The following is a 16819-nucleotide window of genomic DNA, read 5'->3' on the forward strand; positions in this document are numbered from 1 at the left end:
TTACGCTTGCTTGTAATATATCACAACATGTTTTAAGGGTGCCACAAACAAAGCGCCACCCAGCAACGAGAGCGCGGGCTGACGGGAGAGGACGGCATGGCACGGCGCAAGCGCGCACTCGCGGTGGTGAGACACGACGACGGGGAGGGCAGGCCCTCCCGGCGCAACCGTCTCAACTTCTTCGAGCTGGCTTATCAGAGGATCGAGGAGCTGCTCGTTCATTGCGAGCTCAAGCCCGGACAATTCATGACGATGCTGGAATTGCAGCAAATCACCGGTTTCGGCCGCACGCCGGTGCATCACGCCGTCAATCGTCTCTCCGCCGACACTCTCATCGTCATCCGGCCGCGTCACGGCCTGCACATCGCGCCGATCGATCTGGCGCGCGAGCGCATGCTGCTGGCCTTACGCCGCGACATGGAACGCTTCGTGATCCGCCTCGCCGCCGATCGCGCCACCCTGTCGCATCGCAATCAGGCGATGCACATCGAGCGTCTGCTGCGCGAGCGCCGCGCCAGCCTCACCCTCGACGAATTCAATCATATCGACCGCCGCATCGACGCGTTGGTGCTGGAGGCCGCCGGCGAGCCGTTCCTGGTGCACACGCTGCGGCCGCTGCACACGCTGTATCGGCGCATCGGTTACATCCACCATCGCTTTATGCCGGGGCAGGCGGATCTGTCAGGCACGATCGATCATCATCTCGCCATTCTTGCAGCCGTCGCCAACCGCCGCGTCGAGGAGGCGGTGAAGGCGAGCGACGCGTTGATCGACTACATGGGCGAGATGTTTACGGGCATGGAGGCGGGGATCGATCCGCGCCTGCTCGATTGCAGCATCGAGCCGCTGCTCGGCGCGTAGGGCTTGATCCGGAAAAATGTGAGGCGGTTCTCCGAAGAGATCATGCGCAAGACAACAAGCTAAAGCGCGAGGAGATCCTGATCTCATCGCGCTTCAGAGAGTTGTGAAGAAAGGAAGAGTCAACGATGGCGATGCCACAGGCGACCGCGAGCGAAGCCGCGGTCCGCTACCTCATCACGAACTACAGTCCCAAAGGCAACAAGGTCGGTTGGCTGATGATGGCCTCGATCCTGGTCGAGGCCTGGGACCTCTATTCGATCGCCTTCGTGCTGATCTTCATCAAGGAGCAGTACAATCCCGATCCACTGATGCTCGGCCTCGCCGCCGCGGGCACGCAGGGCGGTGCCCTGATCGGCGCGCTGCTCGGCGGTTGGCTGTCCGACAAGATCGGCCGCCGCGTGATGTTCCTCGTGACGATGGTGCTGTTCATCGTGCTGGCGCTGGCGCAAGCCTTCGTACCCAGCGTCGGCTGGCTCGTCGTGATCCGCTTCCTGCTCGGCATTCCGCTCGGCTCCGACATCTCGACCGGCTACACCTACATCATGGAATCCATGGCCAAGGGCGAGCGCGAGGTCATGGGCAACCGCTGGCAGTTCATGTTCGCCGTCGGTGAAGTTCTCACCATCGGCGTCATCGTGATCTTCCTGCTGGTCGACATGAACCACGAGATGCTGTGGCGCGTGACGCTCGGTCTCGGTGCGGTGCCGGCACTGATCATCCTGATCATGCGTCACGACGTGCCGGAGACGGCGGTGTGGCTGGTGCAAAAGGGGCGCTACCGCGAGGCCAAGCAGGTCGCGCGCGAGATGTTCAACGACAATCTCGACATGCTGCCGGATCGGGACGTCGAGGTTCCCAAGACCAGCACGCGCGCATTCCTCGCTGACCTCAGGAAGGATCCGATTCGCTGGCGTGCCACCCTTTATGGCTGGATCGCCTGTTTCGCCCAGGCGAGCGAGTTCTCGACCTTCGCATTTTATCTGCCGGTGCTGTTTGTGATGGTCGGCGTATCGAGCGTGCTTGGCATCAATGTGGTGACGATGGCGCTGTTCTCTTTCGCCGCCCTGTCGGGCTGGGTCGGACCCTTGCTGACGCCGAAGATCGGCCATCGTGGCATCGCCATCGCCGGCTTCGGCATCGTGCTGGTTTCGCTGCTGGTCGCGGCCTTCGCGCTCTACACCGACAACAAGATCCTGCTGCCGTTCGCCGCCGCCGGCATGCTCTGGGGCCATTATTGGGATGCGTCGAACTGCATGACGATCCCGACGATGGTCGCCCGTCCGCGATATCGAGGCACCGCAAGCGGCTTCGCTTACATGTTCGTGAAGCTGCCGTCGTTCCTGGCGATCTTCCTGTTTCCGACGGTGTTCGCCGCGATCGGGCAGGCGAACGCCACGCTGATGGTCGCGATCTTCCCGCTGGTAGGCCTGCTTGCCGCGATCTTCATCCTGCCGGAAGTCTACGGCTACGAGAACGACTGACGATGAGCGCTATCTGATCGCGGCGGCTAACGCCGCGATCAGGGCCGGCGGCGTCACCAGCAGGCCGAGCTTGAGGAACGGCCAGGCGCCGACCTCGATTTTCTCGCGGCGGAGCGCGACCAGCCAGAGGATGGTGGCGAGCGAGCCGGTGACCGACAGATTGGGGCCGAGATCGACGCCAATCAGGATCGCGCTGACGACGGGCACCGGCAGATGATCGCCGGCGGCAACCGAGCCGGCGACGAGGCCGACCGGAAGATTGTTGGCGATGTTGTCGGCGAGCGCGGTGGCAATGCCCACGCTCCAGGCCGCCTGCGGGACCGATTGAGCTACCGCCTGGTGCAGCAACGCGTTGAGCTGCGCGATCACGCCGGTCTTGATCAACGCCTCCACCATGACGAAGAGCCCGCCGACCAGCGGCAACACGCTCCAGGACACCCCGCGCAGCACGGGCAAGGGTGATTGCCGGCTGAGCAGCAGCACGATCGCGGCCGTCACGCCGCCGCAGATAAAGGTCGGCAGGCCGAGCTGCTTGTCGAGCGCTGACGCCGTGACCAGCACGATGCCGATCGCGACGATGCCTATTGCGGTGAGCTTGCCGCCGCGGCCGAGCTTGGGATGCGGCACGCTACGCGCGATCGTCTCTTCCTTCAGCGCGTGGTGCTGGGTCAGGCGCAGCACGATGTAGGTCAGCAGGATCGACGCCGCCGAGGGCAAGGCGAACAGGCGTAGCCATTCCGTCAGGTGCGGCATGCGCGCGCCGAACACGACGAGGTTGGCGGGGTTGGAGATCGGCAGGACGAAACTCGCGGCATTGGCGATGAAGGCGCAGACGAACAGATAAGGCAGCGGCTTCGCGCCGGCCGCGCGCGTCGCGGCATAGACGGCCGGCGTCAGCACGATCGCGGTAGCATCGTTGGAAAGCAGCACGGTCACGAGCGTGCCGACGAGATAGATCAGCAGGAACAGCCGCTGCGGCGAGCCGCGTGCGTATTCCACCGCGAGCGCGGCGAGATAATCGAACAGGCCTTCGAGCCGCGCCAGCTCGGCGATCAGCATCATTCCGATCAGGAAGAGATAGACGTCGAGGCCTTTCTCGATGCCGACAAGCGCGTCCTGCCAAGGCAGCAAGCCTGATAGCACCAGGGCGCTCGCGCCGATCGCGGCCCAGATCGCCTCGGGCAGGCGAAACGGCCGGATGATGACGCAGGCGGTCGCGACGAAGATGATGCTCCAGGCCCAGATGGCGTCAGACGGCACGTTCAGTCCTTGAGGTTCGGTCAGTCATTCGGCATCGATAACCGATGCGGGAACGGCTGTCTTCCCCTAGAGTCTTGCCGCGGCAACGGACTGGAATTCGTGGCTGCTTCTCGCGAATGTGACACTCACCTTGCCACCGACAGCTTCTCCATGATCGCCTTGCGCAGGATGCGCGAGAGCGATTCCACCGAATACGGCTTCTGGATCAGCTCGAATCCGCGGTGGGCGTTCTCGGCCAGCACGTTGCTGTAGCCGGAAGTGAGCACCACGGGCAGGCCCGGATAGCGCTCGCGGATGATGCCGGCGAGCTCGACCCCGTTCATGCCGGGCATGATGACGTCGGAGAACACGAGGTCGACGGCAAATTCGTTCTCGCCCAGGATCGCCAGCGCCGCGTTGGCATTGGCGACGCGGCGCACGACATAGCCGAGATCCTCCAGGAGCTCGGTGGAGAAGCGGCCGACCTCGTCGTCGTCCTCGACCACGAGCACGCGATAGCCACGCCCGGTCGTGGCCGCCTCGTGGCTCAGCGCCGCGGCTTCCTTCTCCGTGGCGGGGCTTTGCGCCTGCGGCAAGTAGATGGTGAAGGTGGCACCTTCACCTTGCGTGCTCGTCACCGCAATGTCGCCCTCGGACTGCTTTGCGAAGCCGAAGGCCTGGCTGAGCCCGAGGCCGGTGCCTTTGCCGACCTCCTTGGTGGTGAAGAACGGCTCGAAGATCTGTTCGAGATGTTCCGGCGCGATGCCGCTGCCAGTGTCGGTGACGGAGATCGCGACATAGTCGCCGCGGCGCGCCGATTGTGCGCGCAGGCTCGGGATTCCCGACACCTTGCGCACGGCGATGGTGAGGCGGCCTTCGCCGTCCATGGCATCGCGGGCGTTGATGGCGAGATTGATCAGCGCGGCCTCGAACTGGGCGATGTCGGCCACCGTGAAGCAATCGGCGTCCTGAACCTCCACGGCGATCTCGATGCGGGCGCCGACCAGCGGCCGGACCAGCTGCGCCACGCCCTCGACCTGGCTGCCGACGTTGAAGATCTGCGGCTTGAGCGGCTGCCGGCGCGCGAAGGCCAGAAGCTGCGCGGTCAGCTTGGAAGCGCGCTCGACGGTCTCGGAGATGGCATCGACGTAGCGTCGGCGACGCTCCTCCGGCAGCTCGCGCCGGCGCAGGAAATCGGTCGCCGAGCGGATAATGGTGAGGAGATTGTTGAAGTCGTGCGCGACGCCGCCAGTGAGCTGGCCGATCGCCTCCATCTTCTGCGACTGCCGCAGCGCTTCCTCGCCGCGGCGTCGCTCGGTAATGTCCACCGCCTCGGGCACGGCGCCGGTGATGTTGCCCTGGCGGTCGAGCACGGGACGCATGCCGAAGTCGAAATCGCGCTCGCCGATAGGAAGGCGCAGGCGCATCTCCAGCCGCACCGCTTCGCCCTTGAGCACGGTGTCGAAGGCCTCGCGCACCAGCGTGCCCATGCCTTCCGTCGCGCTGAACCAGGGAGTCTCCCACAACGGCCTGCCGATTACGTCGGACGAGCTTGCGTTGATGCCGGCGAGCGCGGTCTTGTTGGCGTAGACCAGCTGGCCCTCGAGATTGACCAGGCCCTGATACTGATTGCTGGTCTCCAGGATCGCGCGCAGCCGCGCCTCGTTGGCTTCGAGCGCGGCGGTGCGCTCGGCGATGCGCTCTTCCAGCGTCTCGTTCAGCCGGCGGAGCTCGATTTCGGCCTGCTTGGCGACGGTGATGTCGTGGGCGACGCCGATGAATCCGATGTGCTTGCCGGTTGCATCCCAGCGCGGCTGCGATTCCGAGCGCAGCCAGCGCCATTCGCCGCCGGCGTTCTTGTAGCGCGCTTCCAGCACGAAGGGTTTGAGGGATGCTTCACCCTGGACGGATTGCTGCAGCACGTGCGGCAGGTCGTCGGGATGAAGCACCTTGCGCCAGTCGAAGTCGATGGCCTGATCGTAGGGCAGGCCGACGAAATCGACATAGGCCTGGTTGGCGAAGGATCGCTTGCGGTCGAGCTTGGTCACCCAGATCGGCACCGGCGCGCTGTCGGCGATCAGTCGGAAGCGCTCCTCGCTTTCGCGCAGCGTCTCGCGCGCCAGCGCCTGATCGGTGATGTCGATATGGGCGCCGACCAGCCGGATGGCACGGCCGTCCTTGTCGCGCTCGATCTTGGCGACCACCCGGATCCAGCGGGTCTCGCCGTCGCTGGGGCGGATGATGCGGTATTCGGCGCTATAGTCTTCGCTCGCTCCGGCGAGAGCTTCGAAGAAATGCTTGACGGTGGCGTCGCGGTCGTCGGGATGGATACGGTTGACCCAATCCTCGTGCGATTCCTCGGCGGCTTCCGGCGGAAGGCCGTGGATCATCAGATATTCGGGCGAACGGCGGTTCTTGAAGCCTTCGCGGAAATCGACCTCGACGCCGCCGACCTTGCCGATGCGCTGGATGCGCGCCAGCTCGGCCTCGCGCTCCTGCAGCGCGCGATAGGCGTTGTCGCGCTCGCGCGCGACGTCTTCGAGGTGTTGGCGCAGCCTTTCGGCGGCGATGGTCTCGGGCAAGGGATCGTTCAAGGCATCGGCCGTTGTCATGCAGGTGCGCACGTGCCGGACCGATATTCACACAGACGGAGCGTGATGGCCATTGTTTAGAGGGCAGGTGGTGCCGGGAAATGGGGGCGCGTGCCTGAACGTGGAGAAGTACGCGGTGGCAACGTCCGGTCTGGCAATTTGTTCCGAATACTGGAACGATCGGCGGATTGAGGCGTCGTCGCGAGGCGGAAGCGCACTCATAAGCTTTCCTTTCCCACGAGGCTAAATCTTGAAGCTCTTTATCTGCCAGGCCTGCGGCAACGTCCTCTATTTCGAGAACCGCGCCTGCGAACGCTGCGGCCATCGGATCGCCTTCCTGCCGGAGAAGGAGACGATGTCGGCGATCGAGGCCGACGGGGAGGCATGGAAGATCCTCGCCGACATGGGCGAGAGCCGGATGCTGTGCCGGAATGCCGAGTACGACGCCTGCAACTGGCTGACCGACGTTGGCGATAGCACCGGCTATTGCCGCGCCTGCCGTCACAACGGCACGGTGCCGAACCTCTCGGATCCGGCGCAGCTCGCCGGCTGGCGCGAGCTGGAGGTGGCCAAGCACCGTTTGTTCTATTCTCTGATCCGCTGGAAGCTGCCGCTCCAGACCCGCCAGGACAATCCCGAGCACGGCCTCATCTTCAACTTCCTCGCCGACGATCCGCACAGCGGCGAGAAGGTCATGACCGGCCATGACAACGGCCTGATCACGATCGCGCTGACCGAGGCCGACGATATCGAGCGAGAGCGGCGCCGGCTCGAGATGGGCGAGCCCTATCGGACGCTGCTCGGGCATTTCCGCCACGAGGTCGGACATTACTTCTGGGATGTGCTGGTACGCGATGGCGGCAAGCTCGACCAGTGCCGCGCCGTCTTCGGCGACGATAGCGCAGATTACGGCCAGGCCCTGCAGCGCCATTATGCGGAAGGACCGCCGCCGGACTGGCAGCAGAGCTACGTCTCGGCCTATGCCACGACGCATCCGTGGGAGGATTTTGCCGAGACCTGGGCGCATTACCTCCATATCGTCGATGCCCTGGAAATGGCCGCCGAGTTCGGCATGGAGGTGCGTCCCAAGGTCGACCGCGACGGGGAGCTGACGGCGCGCATCCGCTTCAACCCGTACGAGGCCAGGGATGTCGAGGCGCTGGTCAACGCATGGCTGCCCTTCACCTTCGCCATGAACAGCGTCAACCGCGCCATGGGCCTGCGCGACCTCTATCCCTTCATCCTGTCGCCCGCGGTGGTCGGCAAGCTGGGCTTTATTCATGACCTGGTCCGGGACGCGGCCAAGGCCGGGAAGCCCTAGGGATGCCGCACGGCCGGCGCGCCGAGCCCATTTCGGTCTTGCGCTGGTACGCCAAAGGCGGCCCGATTTAGACCGTTGCCTCCGGCCCATTTTGATGTACCACGGGAGCCACACGGCCCCTCCCAAAGGCCCCAACGGCCAGGGAAGGGTCCCGCCCAAGGTCGAGACTCAAGAAAAGCATGTTCAAACGCATTCTGATCGCCAATCGCGGCGAAATCGCCTGCCGGGTCATCAAGACTGCCCGCAAGATGGGAATTCAGACGGTTGCGGTCTATTCCGAGGCCGACCGCGATGCCCTCCACGTCGAGATGGCCGATGAGGCGGTGCTGATCGGTCCGCCGGCCGCGGCCGAGAGCTATCTGGTGATCGAGAAGATCGTGGAGGCCTGCCGTAAGACGGGGGCCGAGGCCGTGCATCCCGGCTACGGCTTCCTGTCCGAGCGCGAGGCGTTTCCGCGCGCGCTGGAAGCCGCAGGCATCGTTTTCATCGGCCCGAACCCCGGCGCGATCGCCGCCATGGGCGACAAGATCGAATCCAAGAAGGCCGCCGCAAAAGCGAAAGTCTCGACCGTGCCGGGCTATCTCGGCGTCATCGAGGACGACAAGCACGCCGTGCGCATCGCCGACGAGATCGGCTACCCCGTCATGATCAAGGCCTCCGCCGGCGGCGGCGGCAAGGGCATGCGCATCGCCCATTCCAAGGCCGAGGTCGCCGAGGGCTTCAACCTCGCCAAGGCGGAGGCCAAGGCCTCGTTCGGCGACGACCGCGTCTTCGTCGAGAAGTTCATCGTCGATCCCCGCCACATCGAGATCCAGGTGCTGGGCGACAAGCACGGCAACGTGATCTATCTCGGCGAACGCGAATGCTCGATCCAGCGCCGCAACCAGAAGGTCATCGAGGAAGCGCCGTCGCCGCTGCTTGACGAGGCGACCCGCCGCAAGATGGGCGAGCAGGCGGTCGCGCTGGCCAAGGCCGTGAACTACGATTCCGCCGGCACGGTCGAGTTTGTCGCCGGACAGGACAAGAGCTTCTACTTCCTGGAGATGAACACGCGCCTGCAGGTCGAGCATCCCGTCACCGAGCTCGTCACCGGCGTCGATCTCGTCGAGCAGATGATCCGCGTCGCGAGCGGCGAGAAGCTCGCCATCGCGCAGAAGGACGTCACGCTGACCGGCTGGGCGGTGGAATCGCGTCTCTACGCCGAAGATCCGTTCCGCAACTTCCTGCCCTCGATCGGACGCCTGGTGAAATATCGCCCGCCGGCGGAAGCCAGCAAGGACGGCATCACCATCCGCAACGATACCGGCGTGCAGGAGGGCGGCGAGATCTCGATCCATTACGATCCGATGATCGCCAAGCTCGTCACCCATGCGCCCTCGCGCGCGGGCGCGATCGAGGCGCAGGCGACTGCACTCGACTCTTTCTATGTCGACGGTATCAGGCACAACATCCCGTTCCTGTCGGCGCTGATGCATCATCCGCGCTGGCGTGAGGGACGGCTCTCGACCGGCTTCATCGCCGAGGAATTCCCCAAGGGTTTTGCGGTGCGCGTGCCCGAAGGCGAGGTCGCGCGGCGCATCGCCGCGGTCGGCGCCGCGATCGATCACGTGCTCGGAGCGCGCAAGCGGCAGATCTCCGGCCAGATGGGCGGCCGCGTCGTGCAGCGCGAGCGGCGTCGCGCGGTCTGGCTCGACCGCCAGGAGATCCTGCTCGAGGTCGCGCGCGAAGGCGAGGCGATCGCGATCCGCTTCATCGACGCCGACGGCAAGGCCGGCAACGCGCATCTGCTGCAGTCGCCGTGGAAGCCGGGCGATCCGGTCTGGCAGGGCACCATCGACGGTCAGTTCGTCGCCGTGCAGACCCGCCCGATTCCGAACGGCATCCGCCTCGCGCATCAGGGCGTCGAGGTGCCGGTCTATGTCTGGACCGAGGCCGAGGCGGCCTCCGCGCGGCTGATGCCGGTGACGACGGCCTCCGACAGCGGCAAGAAGCTGCTCTGCCCGATGCCCGGCCTCGTCGTCTCGATCGCGGTGAGCGAGGGGCAGGAGGTCAAGGCCGGCGAGACGCTGGCGGTGGTCGAAGCCATGAAGATGCAGAACGTGCTGCGCGCCGAGCAGGACGGCACCGTGAAGAAGATCCACGCCAGCGCCGGCGCGACACTCGCGGTGGACGCGCTGATCCTGGAGTTTGCGTGAGCGTGTGAGTGGAGCAGGCGATCCGCCCACAACCACCGTCATTGCGAGGAGCCCTTCGCGACGAAGCAATCCAGGCTTTCGCCGCGGATGCATTCCTGGATTGCTTCGCTTCGCTCGCAATGACGGAGTATGCTGCGGTCTTCGTGACCTAACCGAGACAGCACCATGGCCTTTCGTTCCCGCCGCGAGAAACTGCGCTCCATCCTGTCGGCCACGACTTGCGTCCATCCCGGCTCGGTCTATGACGCGATATCGATCCGCATTGCCGAGGATCTCGGATTTTCGCTCGGCATGTTCGGCGGATCGGTGGCTTCGCTCGCCGTGCTCGGCGATCCCGATGTTACGCTGATCACGCTCACCGAGCTTGCCGAGCAGATGCGGCGGATGTCGCGGGCCTCGGCGCTGCCGGTGCTCGTCGATGCCGATCACGGCTATGGCAATGCACTGAACGTGCGCCGCACGGTCCAGGAGCTGGAGACGTCGGGCGCGGCCGGCCTCACCATCGAGGACACGCTGCTGCCCGCCGCATTCGGCGAGACCAAGGCGCAGCTGATCTCTCTCGAAGAAGGCGTCGGCAAGATGAAGGCGGCGCTTGGCGGCCGCAGCGATCCCTCGCTGGTGATCATGGGCCGTACGGGAGCAGCCGCGATCACCTCGATCGAGGATGCGGTGCGCCGCGCCCAGGCTTATGAGGCTGCCGGCGTCGATGCGCTGTTTTTCACCGGCATCAAGTCGCGCGCCGAGCTCGAGACCATCGCCGCCGCCACGCGTCTGCCGATCGTGCTCGGCGGCGCGTCGGAGGAATTGAGCGGGCTCGATTATCTCGGGGGTCAGCGCGTGCGCATCGCGCTGCAGGGCCATGCGCCGATCGCCGCCGCGACGCAAGCCGTCTACGAGACGCAGAAGGCGTTGCGCGAGGGCATGGCGCCAAAAAGCCTCAAGGGCCTGGCATCGTCGGAGCTGATGGCCCGCGTGACGCGCGAGGCCGCGGTCAAGGCGCGCAGCGCCGATTGGCTGGGATCGAAGACATGAGCCGGGCGATTCTCCAGGTCATGATCCGCGGCCGCGTGCAGGGCGTCGGTTATCGGGCCTGGGTGGAGTCGCAGGCCACCGCGTATGGCCTCGAAGGCTGGGTCCGCAACCGCCGCGACGGCAGCGTGGAAGCGCTGTTCGCTGGCGCGCCGACGCACGTTGCCGACATGGTCGCACTGTGCCGCCACGGCCCGCCGTCCTCGCGCGTCGACGCTGTCACCAGCGAAACGGCAAGCGCGGATGAGCTGAATTTGCGCAGGGCAGGGGAAGCGTTTTCGGTGCTGCCGACGGTGTGATGTGCATCGACTCCCGCGCCCGCACGCGGCGAGAGGCGAAGAGAAGCCGTCACTTCGGCAATTTCGCGATCGCCTCGCTCAGCTCGTGGATCTCGTAGGGCTTGCGCAGGATCGGGAAATCGCCGCGCACGCCGGCGGCGACCTCGCTGTAGCCGGTGGCGAGCAGGATCGGCAGGCCGGGACGGATCTGGCGGAGGCGATGGGCGAGGCTGAGGCCGTCCATCTTGCCGGGCATGACGATGTCCGAGAACACGAAGTCGACGCCGTCGCTCTCGATCTCGCGCAATGCCGCTTCGGCATCGGCGACACGGCGCACCTGATAGCCGAGCTGCTCCAGAAGACCGATGCTGACCAGCGCGACGTCGGGATTGTCCTCGACCAGCAGCACCGTGCCGCTGCCGCGGAACGTCGCTCCCGGCGTCTCCCGCGACGGCACATCTGTGCCGCGCGGCAGGACGATGGTGAATGTCGTGCCCTTGCCGAGCTCGCTCGCGACCTTCACCGTGCCGCCGGCCTGGTGGGCGAAGCCGTGCACCTGGGAAAGGCCGAGGCCGGTGCCTTTTCCGATCGGCTTGGTCGTGAAGAACGGCTCGAAGATCTTGTCGAGGACGTCGGAAGGAATTCCGAGCCCGGTATCGCGGACGTCGATTGCGACGAAATCGCCGACGAGGGGCGTCTCGTTCAGCACGACGTTGCGTGCGCCGATCGTCACCGTGCCGCCGTCCGGCATCGCGTCGCGGGCATTGATGACGAGGTTGAGCAGCGCGGTCTCGAGCTCGGAGACGTCGGCCCTGATCGGCCAGGTGTCGGAGTGGATGTCGAAAGCGAGGCGTACGGAGCTGCCGACGCCCGCGTCGAGCACCTCGCGGATCGCCGCGACACGGTCGGCAAAATCGATCGCCTGCGGGTTGACGCTTTGCCGACGCGCGAAGGTGAGAAGCTGGTTGGTCAGCGCTGCGCCGCGCTTGGTCGCGGTGTCGATCGCCGAGATGGCGCGCTCGAGCTTGGGGTCGTCGGCGGCGCCTTTCTTCAGGATGTGAAGGCTGCCGCTGATGATCATCAGAAGATTGTTGAAGTCGTGGGCGACACCGCCGGTGAGCTGCCCCAGCGCATCGAATTTCTGCGACTCGGCCAACTGCTTCTGCATCGCCTCGAGCTTGAGCTGCGCATTGCGGCGCTCTGTGATGTCGCGTGTGATCTTGGCGAAGCCGATCAGCCTGCCGTCCTCGTAGATCGGGTCGATCACGACGCTCGCCCAGAAGAACGTGCCGTCCTTGCGCACGCGCCAGCCTTCCTCCTCGTATCGGCCTTTTTCCCGCGCGATGCCGAGCGCCCGGGCTGGCTTGCCATTGGCGCGGTCGGTCTCGGTGTAGAAACGGGAAAAATGCTGGCCGAGGATCTCCTCTGGGGGGTAGCCCTTGATGCGTTCGCCGCCGATGTTCCAGCTGGTGATGATCCCGTTGGGGTCGAGCATGTAGAGCGCGTAGTCGGCAACCCCCTCAACCAACAGCCGGAAACTGCGCTCGCTCTCGAACAGGTCTCTCTGTTGACTGAACTTTTCGACCATTCCCGGGACCCCGCCTCGACGGGAACAAACGCGGCATCCGCGAGATGGTTCCCGCCCTGTGGGACATTTCTAGGCAAGCTTTACCGACCGTATGCAAGGCGCGTCTTGACAAGAAAGCAAGTTCGTCAGATATTTCTGTCATGACAGAAATAACCGGAAAAAAGAAACTCCCCGCCGCCGTCGAGCGCTTCATCCTGCACTGGGGCGACATGGGCGACGAGTGGGGCGTGAACCGCTCGGTAAGCCAGATTCATGGGCTGCTTTATCTCGCCGAGGCGCCGATGACGGCCGAGGACATCGCCGACACGCTCGGCATGGCGCGGTCCAACGTCTCCAACTCGCTGAAGGAGCTGCTCGCCTGGAACCTGATCCGGCGGGTCCCGATCCTGGGCGACCGCCGCGACCATTACGAGGCCGAGACCGACATCTGGGAGATCGCCGCGAGGATCGCGGCGCGGCGCAAGGAGCGGGAGATCGACCCGGCGATCGCGGCCCTTCGCGCCTGCGTGTCCGATGCCACGGACGATCCCGGTATCAGTCCCGTCGCAGCCAAGCGCCTGAAGGAGATGCTGGCGTTCACCGAGCTCGCCGACCACTGGTTCATGCAGATGCTGAAAGTGCCGCGGCCGCGTCTGGTCGCCTTGATGCGGCTTGGCGAGAAGATCGCCAACCTGCTGCCGATCGGCAAGGTCAAATAGCATCGAGGAGGTTGCGATGACGTCGGCAAGACTATCGGGCTCCAACGCATCGACCTCCGCTCACGTCAGACTGCTCGACGACCGGCGTTTCCGCACGCTGCTGTCGGACGAGGATTGGGGCCGCCTGCCGCTCGCCACATGGCGGCGCTTCTCCAAACGCGTCGCCGACGGCGACAGTATCGTCTATGTCGGCGTGGTCGACGAGATCGCCTTCAGCGATTTCGGCTGGTGGTTTGCGCAGGCCGCACGCCTGATCGGCGGACCATTGCCGACCGGCCGCGACATCGGCGTGCCCATGATCGTCACGGTCACCGAGGACGGCGCGACCGGCGGCCAGACCTGGACGCGCATCTGCGCGCGCAAGCGCGGTTTTCCGCAGGTGATCCATTCCGCCAAGCGTTTTGCCGGTCCGACCGGGCTCGAGGAATATGTCGGCTTCGGCGTGTCGATGGCGCTGCGCATCGCGGTCGAGGATCAGGTGCTGACCTTTCGCAGCGCCGGCTACGGCCTCCAGCTTGGACGGCTGTGGCTTCCGCTGCCGGGCTGGCTGACGCCGGGCGAGCTCACCGTGACGCACCGAGATCTCGGCGAGGGCGCTTTCCGCTTCACCCTCGATGTCACTCACCCGCGTCGCGGCGCGCTGATCCATCAGTCCGTCCTGTTCAGGGAGGCCGTATCATGACGCCGCTGTTGTGGACGCTCATCGCCATCCAGATCGCGATGGGTGTGTTCGATACCTTCTATCACCACGAATTCACTGAGCGCCTGGCCTGGCGGCCGTCGCAGCGCTTCGAGCTGAAGCTGCACGGCATCCGCAACATGCTTTATGCGCTGCTGTTCCTGGTGCTCGGCTGGCTCGAGGTTCACGGCGTGCTGGCGCTGTTGATCGTCGTGGTGCTGGTCGCCGAGATCGTCATCACCTTGATGGATTTTGTCGAGGAGGATCTGAGCCGCAAGCTGCCGCCGAGCGAGCGCATCAATCACACGCTGCTTGCGATCAATTACGGCGCCATCCTGGTGCTGCTGATGCCCGTCCTGATCGATTGGGCCATGCAGCCCTTCGGCGTGAGCGTCGTTGATCAGGGCCTGCTCAGCATCGCCGCGACCGCCTGCGCAGTCGGCGCGGCACTGTGCGGCCTCAGGGATTTCGCGGCGATGCGGCGGCTCGGCCGCATGCGAAGCGTGGCGGCAGCCGGGCTTGTCGAAAAGCTGCCCGGCCGCAAGACCGTGCTCATCACCGGCGCCACCGGATTCATCGGCAGCCGGCTTGCCGCAAGCCTCAGCGGGGCAGGGCATCACGTCATCGCGCTGATCCGAAATCCCGCGAAAGCCGAGATGCTGCCGCCGCCGGTGACGCTGATCACCAGCCTCGATCAGCTCACCTCGGACGCGCAGATCGACGCCATCGTCAACCTCGCGGGTGAGCCGATCGGCAACGGCCTGTGGACCGAAGCGAAGCGCGCGAAGATCATCGGCTCGCGCATCGACACGACCGGCGAGGTCGTCAAGCTGATCGCGCGGCTCGCGCGCAGGCCCGAGGTGCTGATCAGCGGCTCGGCGATCGGCTGGTACGGCCTTTGGGCCGACCAGGTGCTGACGGAATCGGCCAAATCTCACGCCTGCTTCAGCCACGAGCTGTGCGCGGCCTGGGAGGCGGCAGCGCGACCTGCGGAAGAGCTCGGCGTGCGCGTGGTTTATTTGCGCATTGGCCTCGTGCTCGGCACCGAAGGCGGCTTCGTCACGCGCATGCTGACGCCGTTCGAGTTCGGCCTCGGCGGCCCGCTCGGCACCGGGCGACAATGGATGTCCTGGATCGAGCGCGACGATCTGATCCGCCTGATCGCCTATGTGATCGCGACGCCGGACCTGTCGGGTCCCGTCAACGCCACCGCGCCGATCCCGGTCACCAATGCAAAGTTCACGGAAGAGCTCGGCCGCCGCCTGCGCCGGCCCGTCCTGTTTCGCATTCCCGGCGGCCTGCTCCGCCGGATCGGCGGCGGCTTTGCCGACGAGCTCCTGCTCGGCGGCCAGCGCGTGCTGCCGAACAAGGCGCTGAGCCGCGGCTTCGTGTTCCGCCACGAGACGTTGCGCAGTGCGTTCGAGGCGATCTTGTGAGCGTTCAGGTCGGCGCCACACTCCGAAATGTCGCCGCCACCGCACGCAGCGCCGCGAGTTTCGCAGGATCGCTGACCTTCGAATGCAGCATCACCTTCGAGCTGCCGAGCTTCGGCAGCTTGTGCGCTGGGCCGATATCGACCAGGCCGGAAGGCGCGATCCGTCGCGCCAGCGGCGCGATCGCAAGCCCCGCTAGCGCGGCCGCGACCACCGCGGTGACGCCGCCGCCGACGAAGCGCTCGCGCCAGGAGATGCCGGCCTTGTCGAGCGCGCGCACGGCGACGGCGCGGACGCCACAGGGCGGGGCGAGCGTTGCGAGCGGCAACGGCTCCCCTTTCGGCAGGGTGAAGCGGCGTGCGGCGAACCAGCCGAACTCGTCCTCGGCCAATTTTTCGCCGCCGCGGCGGCTGCCTTCCTGGCGCACGATCACCGCATCGAGCTCGCCCGCATCGTAGGCATCCTGCATCTCGCGCGAGAAGCCGATGGTGACGGCGAGGGTGAGGTTGGACGACATGGCGTGCAGGCGCTCAAGTAGCGGCACCAATTCGGGGCCAGCGGCGTGATCGGAGATGCCGAGCGAGAGCGACTGCGCGGCCGGCGCGTCGCCCGACAGCGCGAGATCGTGTGCCGTCATCAACGCGCGGGCGCGATCGAGGAACGCGGCGCCATCGGCGGTAAGGCGGACTGCGCGCGGCGAGCGCTCGACGAGGCGCTTGTCCAGCAATGTCTCCAGCCGCTGCAGCTTGAGACTGACGGCGGCCTGCGTCGTGCCGAGCGCTTCGGCGGCGCGGGTGAAGCTCTGAAGGTCGGCGACCAGAAGGAAGGCCTGGACGGTGGCGATGTCGAGTGTGGGGTTCATTATAAATCATTATCACTGATATCAGGATAGATAAGATACCAAAATGACAGCGACAGGTCTAGTTTCTCCTCCAACGCCGCGCAACTTGCGCAGCTTATCGAGGAGAACGACAATGCCCCTGATCACCGTATCTTACACCACGTCCCGCCAGTCCCCCTCGCTGAAGGCCGATATCGCGAGCGCGGTATCCGAGCTCACAGCAAGTATCCTGCACAAGGATCCCAAGGTGACCGCGATCATCGTGAAGTCGGTCGAGGCAGGCGACTGGTTCGCTGGCGGCAAGTCGCTCGCCGAGCAGAAGCTCGCGAGCTACTGGATCGACATCCACGTCACCGAGGGCACCAACACCAAGGACGAGAAGGCAACCTATCTCGCCGCCATGTTCAAGCGCATGGCCGAGATCCTGGGCCCGCTGCATCCCGAGACCTACCTGCATGTCGACGAGGTCAAGGGCGACGCCTACGGCTTCGGCGGCCTGACCCAGGAGCGACGCTACATCGCAGGCAAGCTCGAGGTTTCGCTGCAGGCGGCGTGATGCGAGAGGCCGCGGGTGAGCCGTCTCAC

Annotated in this window: 14 protein-coding genes; 10 read left to right on the forward strand and 4 right to left on the reverse strand. The window is 65.5% G+C overall.

The window, feature by feature from the left end; all coding sequences use genetic code 11:
- The first annotated feature begins 96 nt into the window (after window positions 1–96).
- Together I6F31_RS33170 and I6F31_RS33175 are read left to right on the forward strand one after the other, a co-directional pair.
- A complete protein-coding gene (locus tag I6F31_RS33170; RefSeq protein WP_036029119.1) occupies window positions 97–861 on the forward strand; it encodes a GntR family transcriptional regulator in 765 nt (254 codons plus the stop codon).
- Between the two features lie 125 nt (window positions 862–986).
- Window positions 987–2342, forward strand: a complete 1356-nt coding sequence (locus tag I6F31_RS33175; protein WP_036029121.1) for an MFS transporter — start codon at window positions 987–989, stop codon at window positions 2340–2342.
- Between the two features lie 9 nt (window positions 2343–2351).
- Here the strand turns inward: I6F31_RS33175 and I6F31_RS33180 are convergent, their stop codons facing one another.
- Together I6F31_RS33180 and I6F31_RS33185 are read right to left on the reverse strand one after the other, a co-directional pair.
- On the reverse strand, window positions 2352–3602 hold the full coding sequence (locus I6F31_RS33180) for an arsenic transporter (protein WP_225132550.1): 1251 nt from the start codon (window positions 3600–3602) through the stop codon (window positions 2352–2354).
- 125 nt (window positions 3603–3727) lie between these two features.
- On the reverse strand, window positions 3728–6205 hold the full coding sequence (locus tag I6F31_RS33185) for a PAS domain S-box protein (RefSeq protein ID WP_225186812.1): 2478 nt from the start codon (window positions 6203–6205) through the stop codon (window positions 3728–3730).
- 217 nt (window positions 6206–6422) lie between these two features.
- Here I6F31_RS33185 and I6F31_RS33190 point away from each other — a divergent pair, with 217 nt between their 5' ends.
- The 4 genes from I6F31_RS33190 to I6F31_RS33205 all read left to right on the forward strand — a co-directional run bounded on the left by I6F31_RS33190 (window position 6423) and on the right by I6F31_RS33205 (window position 11016).
- Window positions 6423–7493 carry a putative zinc-binding peptidase gene (locus I6F31_RS33190; protein WP_225186813.1) on the forward strand — a complete coding sequence of 357 codons (1071 nt, stop codon included), beginning with the start codon at window positions 6423–6425 and terminating at the stop codon, window positions 7491–7493.
- Window positions 7494–7672: 179 nt separating this feature from the next.
- On the forward strand, window positions 7673–9688 hold the full coding sequence (locus tag I6F31_RS33195) for an acetyl/propionyl/methylcrotonyl-CoA carboxylase subunit alpha (protein ID WP_225186814.1): 2016 nt from the start codon (window positions 7673–7675) through the stop codon (window positions 9686–9688).
- Between the two features lie 165 nt (window positions 9689–9853).
- Window positions 9854–10720 (forward strand): isocitrate lyase/PEP mutase family protein, encoded by an 867-nt coding sequence (locus tag I6F31_RS33200; protein WP_225186815.1) that lies wholly within the window; start codon window positions 9854–9856, stop codon window positions 10718–10720.
- Entirely contained in the window at window positions 10717–11016 is a 300-nt protein-coding gene (locus I6F31_RS33205) for an acylphosphatase (RefSeq protein ID WP_036013541.1), read from the forward strand. Before I6F31_RS33200 ends, I6F31_RS33205 begins: the two co-directional genes overlap by 4 nt.
- A gap of 49 nt (window positions 11017–11065) precedes the next feature.
- On the opposite strand, the gene I6F31_RS33210 is transcribed toward I6F31_RS33205, so the two are convergent.
- Window positions 11066–12583 carry a PAS domain-containing sensor histidine kinase gene (locus I6F31_RS33210; RefSeq protein WP_225114296.1) on the reverse strand — a complete coding sequence of 506 codons (1518 nt, stop codon included), beginning with the start codon at window positions 12581–12583 and terminating at the stop codon, window positions 11066–11068.
- A gap of 140 nt (window positions 12584–12723) precedes the next feature.
- Here I6F31_RS33210 and I6F31_RS33215 point away from each other — a divergent pair, with 140 nt between their 5' ends.
- Genes I6F31_RS33215 through I6F31_RS33225 form a run of 3 tightly spaced genes read left to right on the forward strand, consistent with a single transcriptional unit; the run spans window position 12724 to window position 15396 of the window.
- Complete coding sequence (locus I6F31_RS33215) at window positions 12724–13281, forward strand: MarR family transcriptional regulator (RefSeq protein ID WP_036029135.1); 558 nt, start codon at window positions 12724–12726, stop codon at window positions 13279–13281.
- A gap of 16 nt (window positions 13282–13297) precedes the next feature.
- On the forward strand, window positions 13298–13963 hold the full coding sequence (locus I6F31_RS33220; protein WP_225186816.1) for a DUF4166 domain-containing protein: 666 nt from the start codon (window positions 13298–13300) through the stop codon (window positions 13961–13963).
- Entirely contained in the window at window positions 13960–15396 is a 1437-nt protein-coding gene (locus I6F31_RS33225) for a TIGR01777 family oxidoreductase (protein WP_225186817.1), read from the forward strand. Before I6F31_RS33220 ends, I6F31_RS33225 begins: the two co-directional genes overlap by 4 nt.
- A gap of 4 nt (window positions 15397–15400) precedes the next feature.
- On the opposite strand, the gene I6F31_RS33230 is transcribed toward I6F31_RS33225, so the two are convergent.
- Complete coding sequence (locus I6F31_RS33230) at window positions 15401–16255, reverse strand: LysR substrate-binding domain-containing protein (RefSeq protein WP_225147630.1); 855 nt, start codon at window positions 16253–16255, stop codon at window positions 15401–15403.
- Between the two features lie 112 nt (window positions 16256–16367).
- On the opposite strand from I6F31_RS33230, the gene I6F31_RS33235 reads away from it, so the two are divergent.
- Window positions 16368–16790 carry a 4-oxalocrotonate tautomerase family protein gene (locus I6F31_RS33235; protein WP_036029153.1) on the forward strand — a complete coding sequence of 141 codons (423 nt, stop codon included), beginning with the start codon at window positions 16368–16370 and terminating at the stop codon, window positions 16788–16790.
- The last annotated feature ends 29 nt before the right edge of the window (window positions 16791–16819 follow it).

The organism is Bradyrhizobium sp. NBAIM01, from assembly GCF_020194115.1.
GTDB classification, from domain to species: Bacteria; Pseudomonadota; Alphaproteobacteria; order Rhizobiales; family Xanthobacteraceae; genus Bradyrhizobium; species Bradyrhizobium yuanmingense.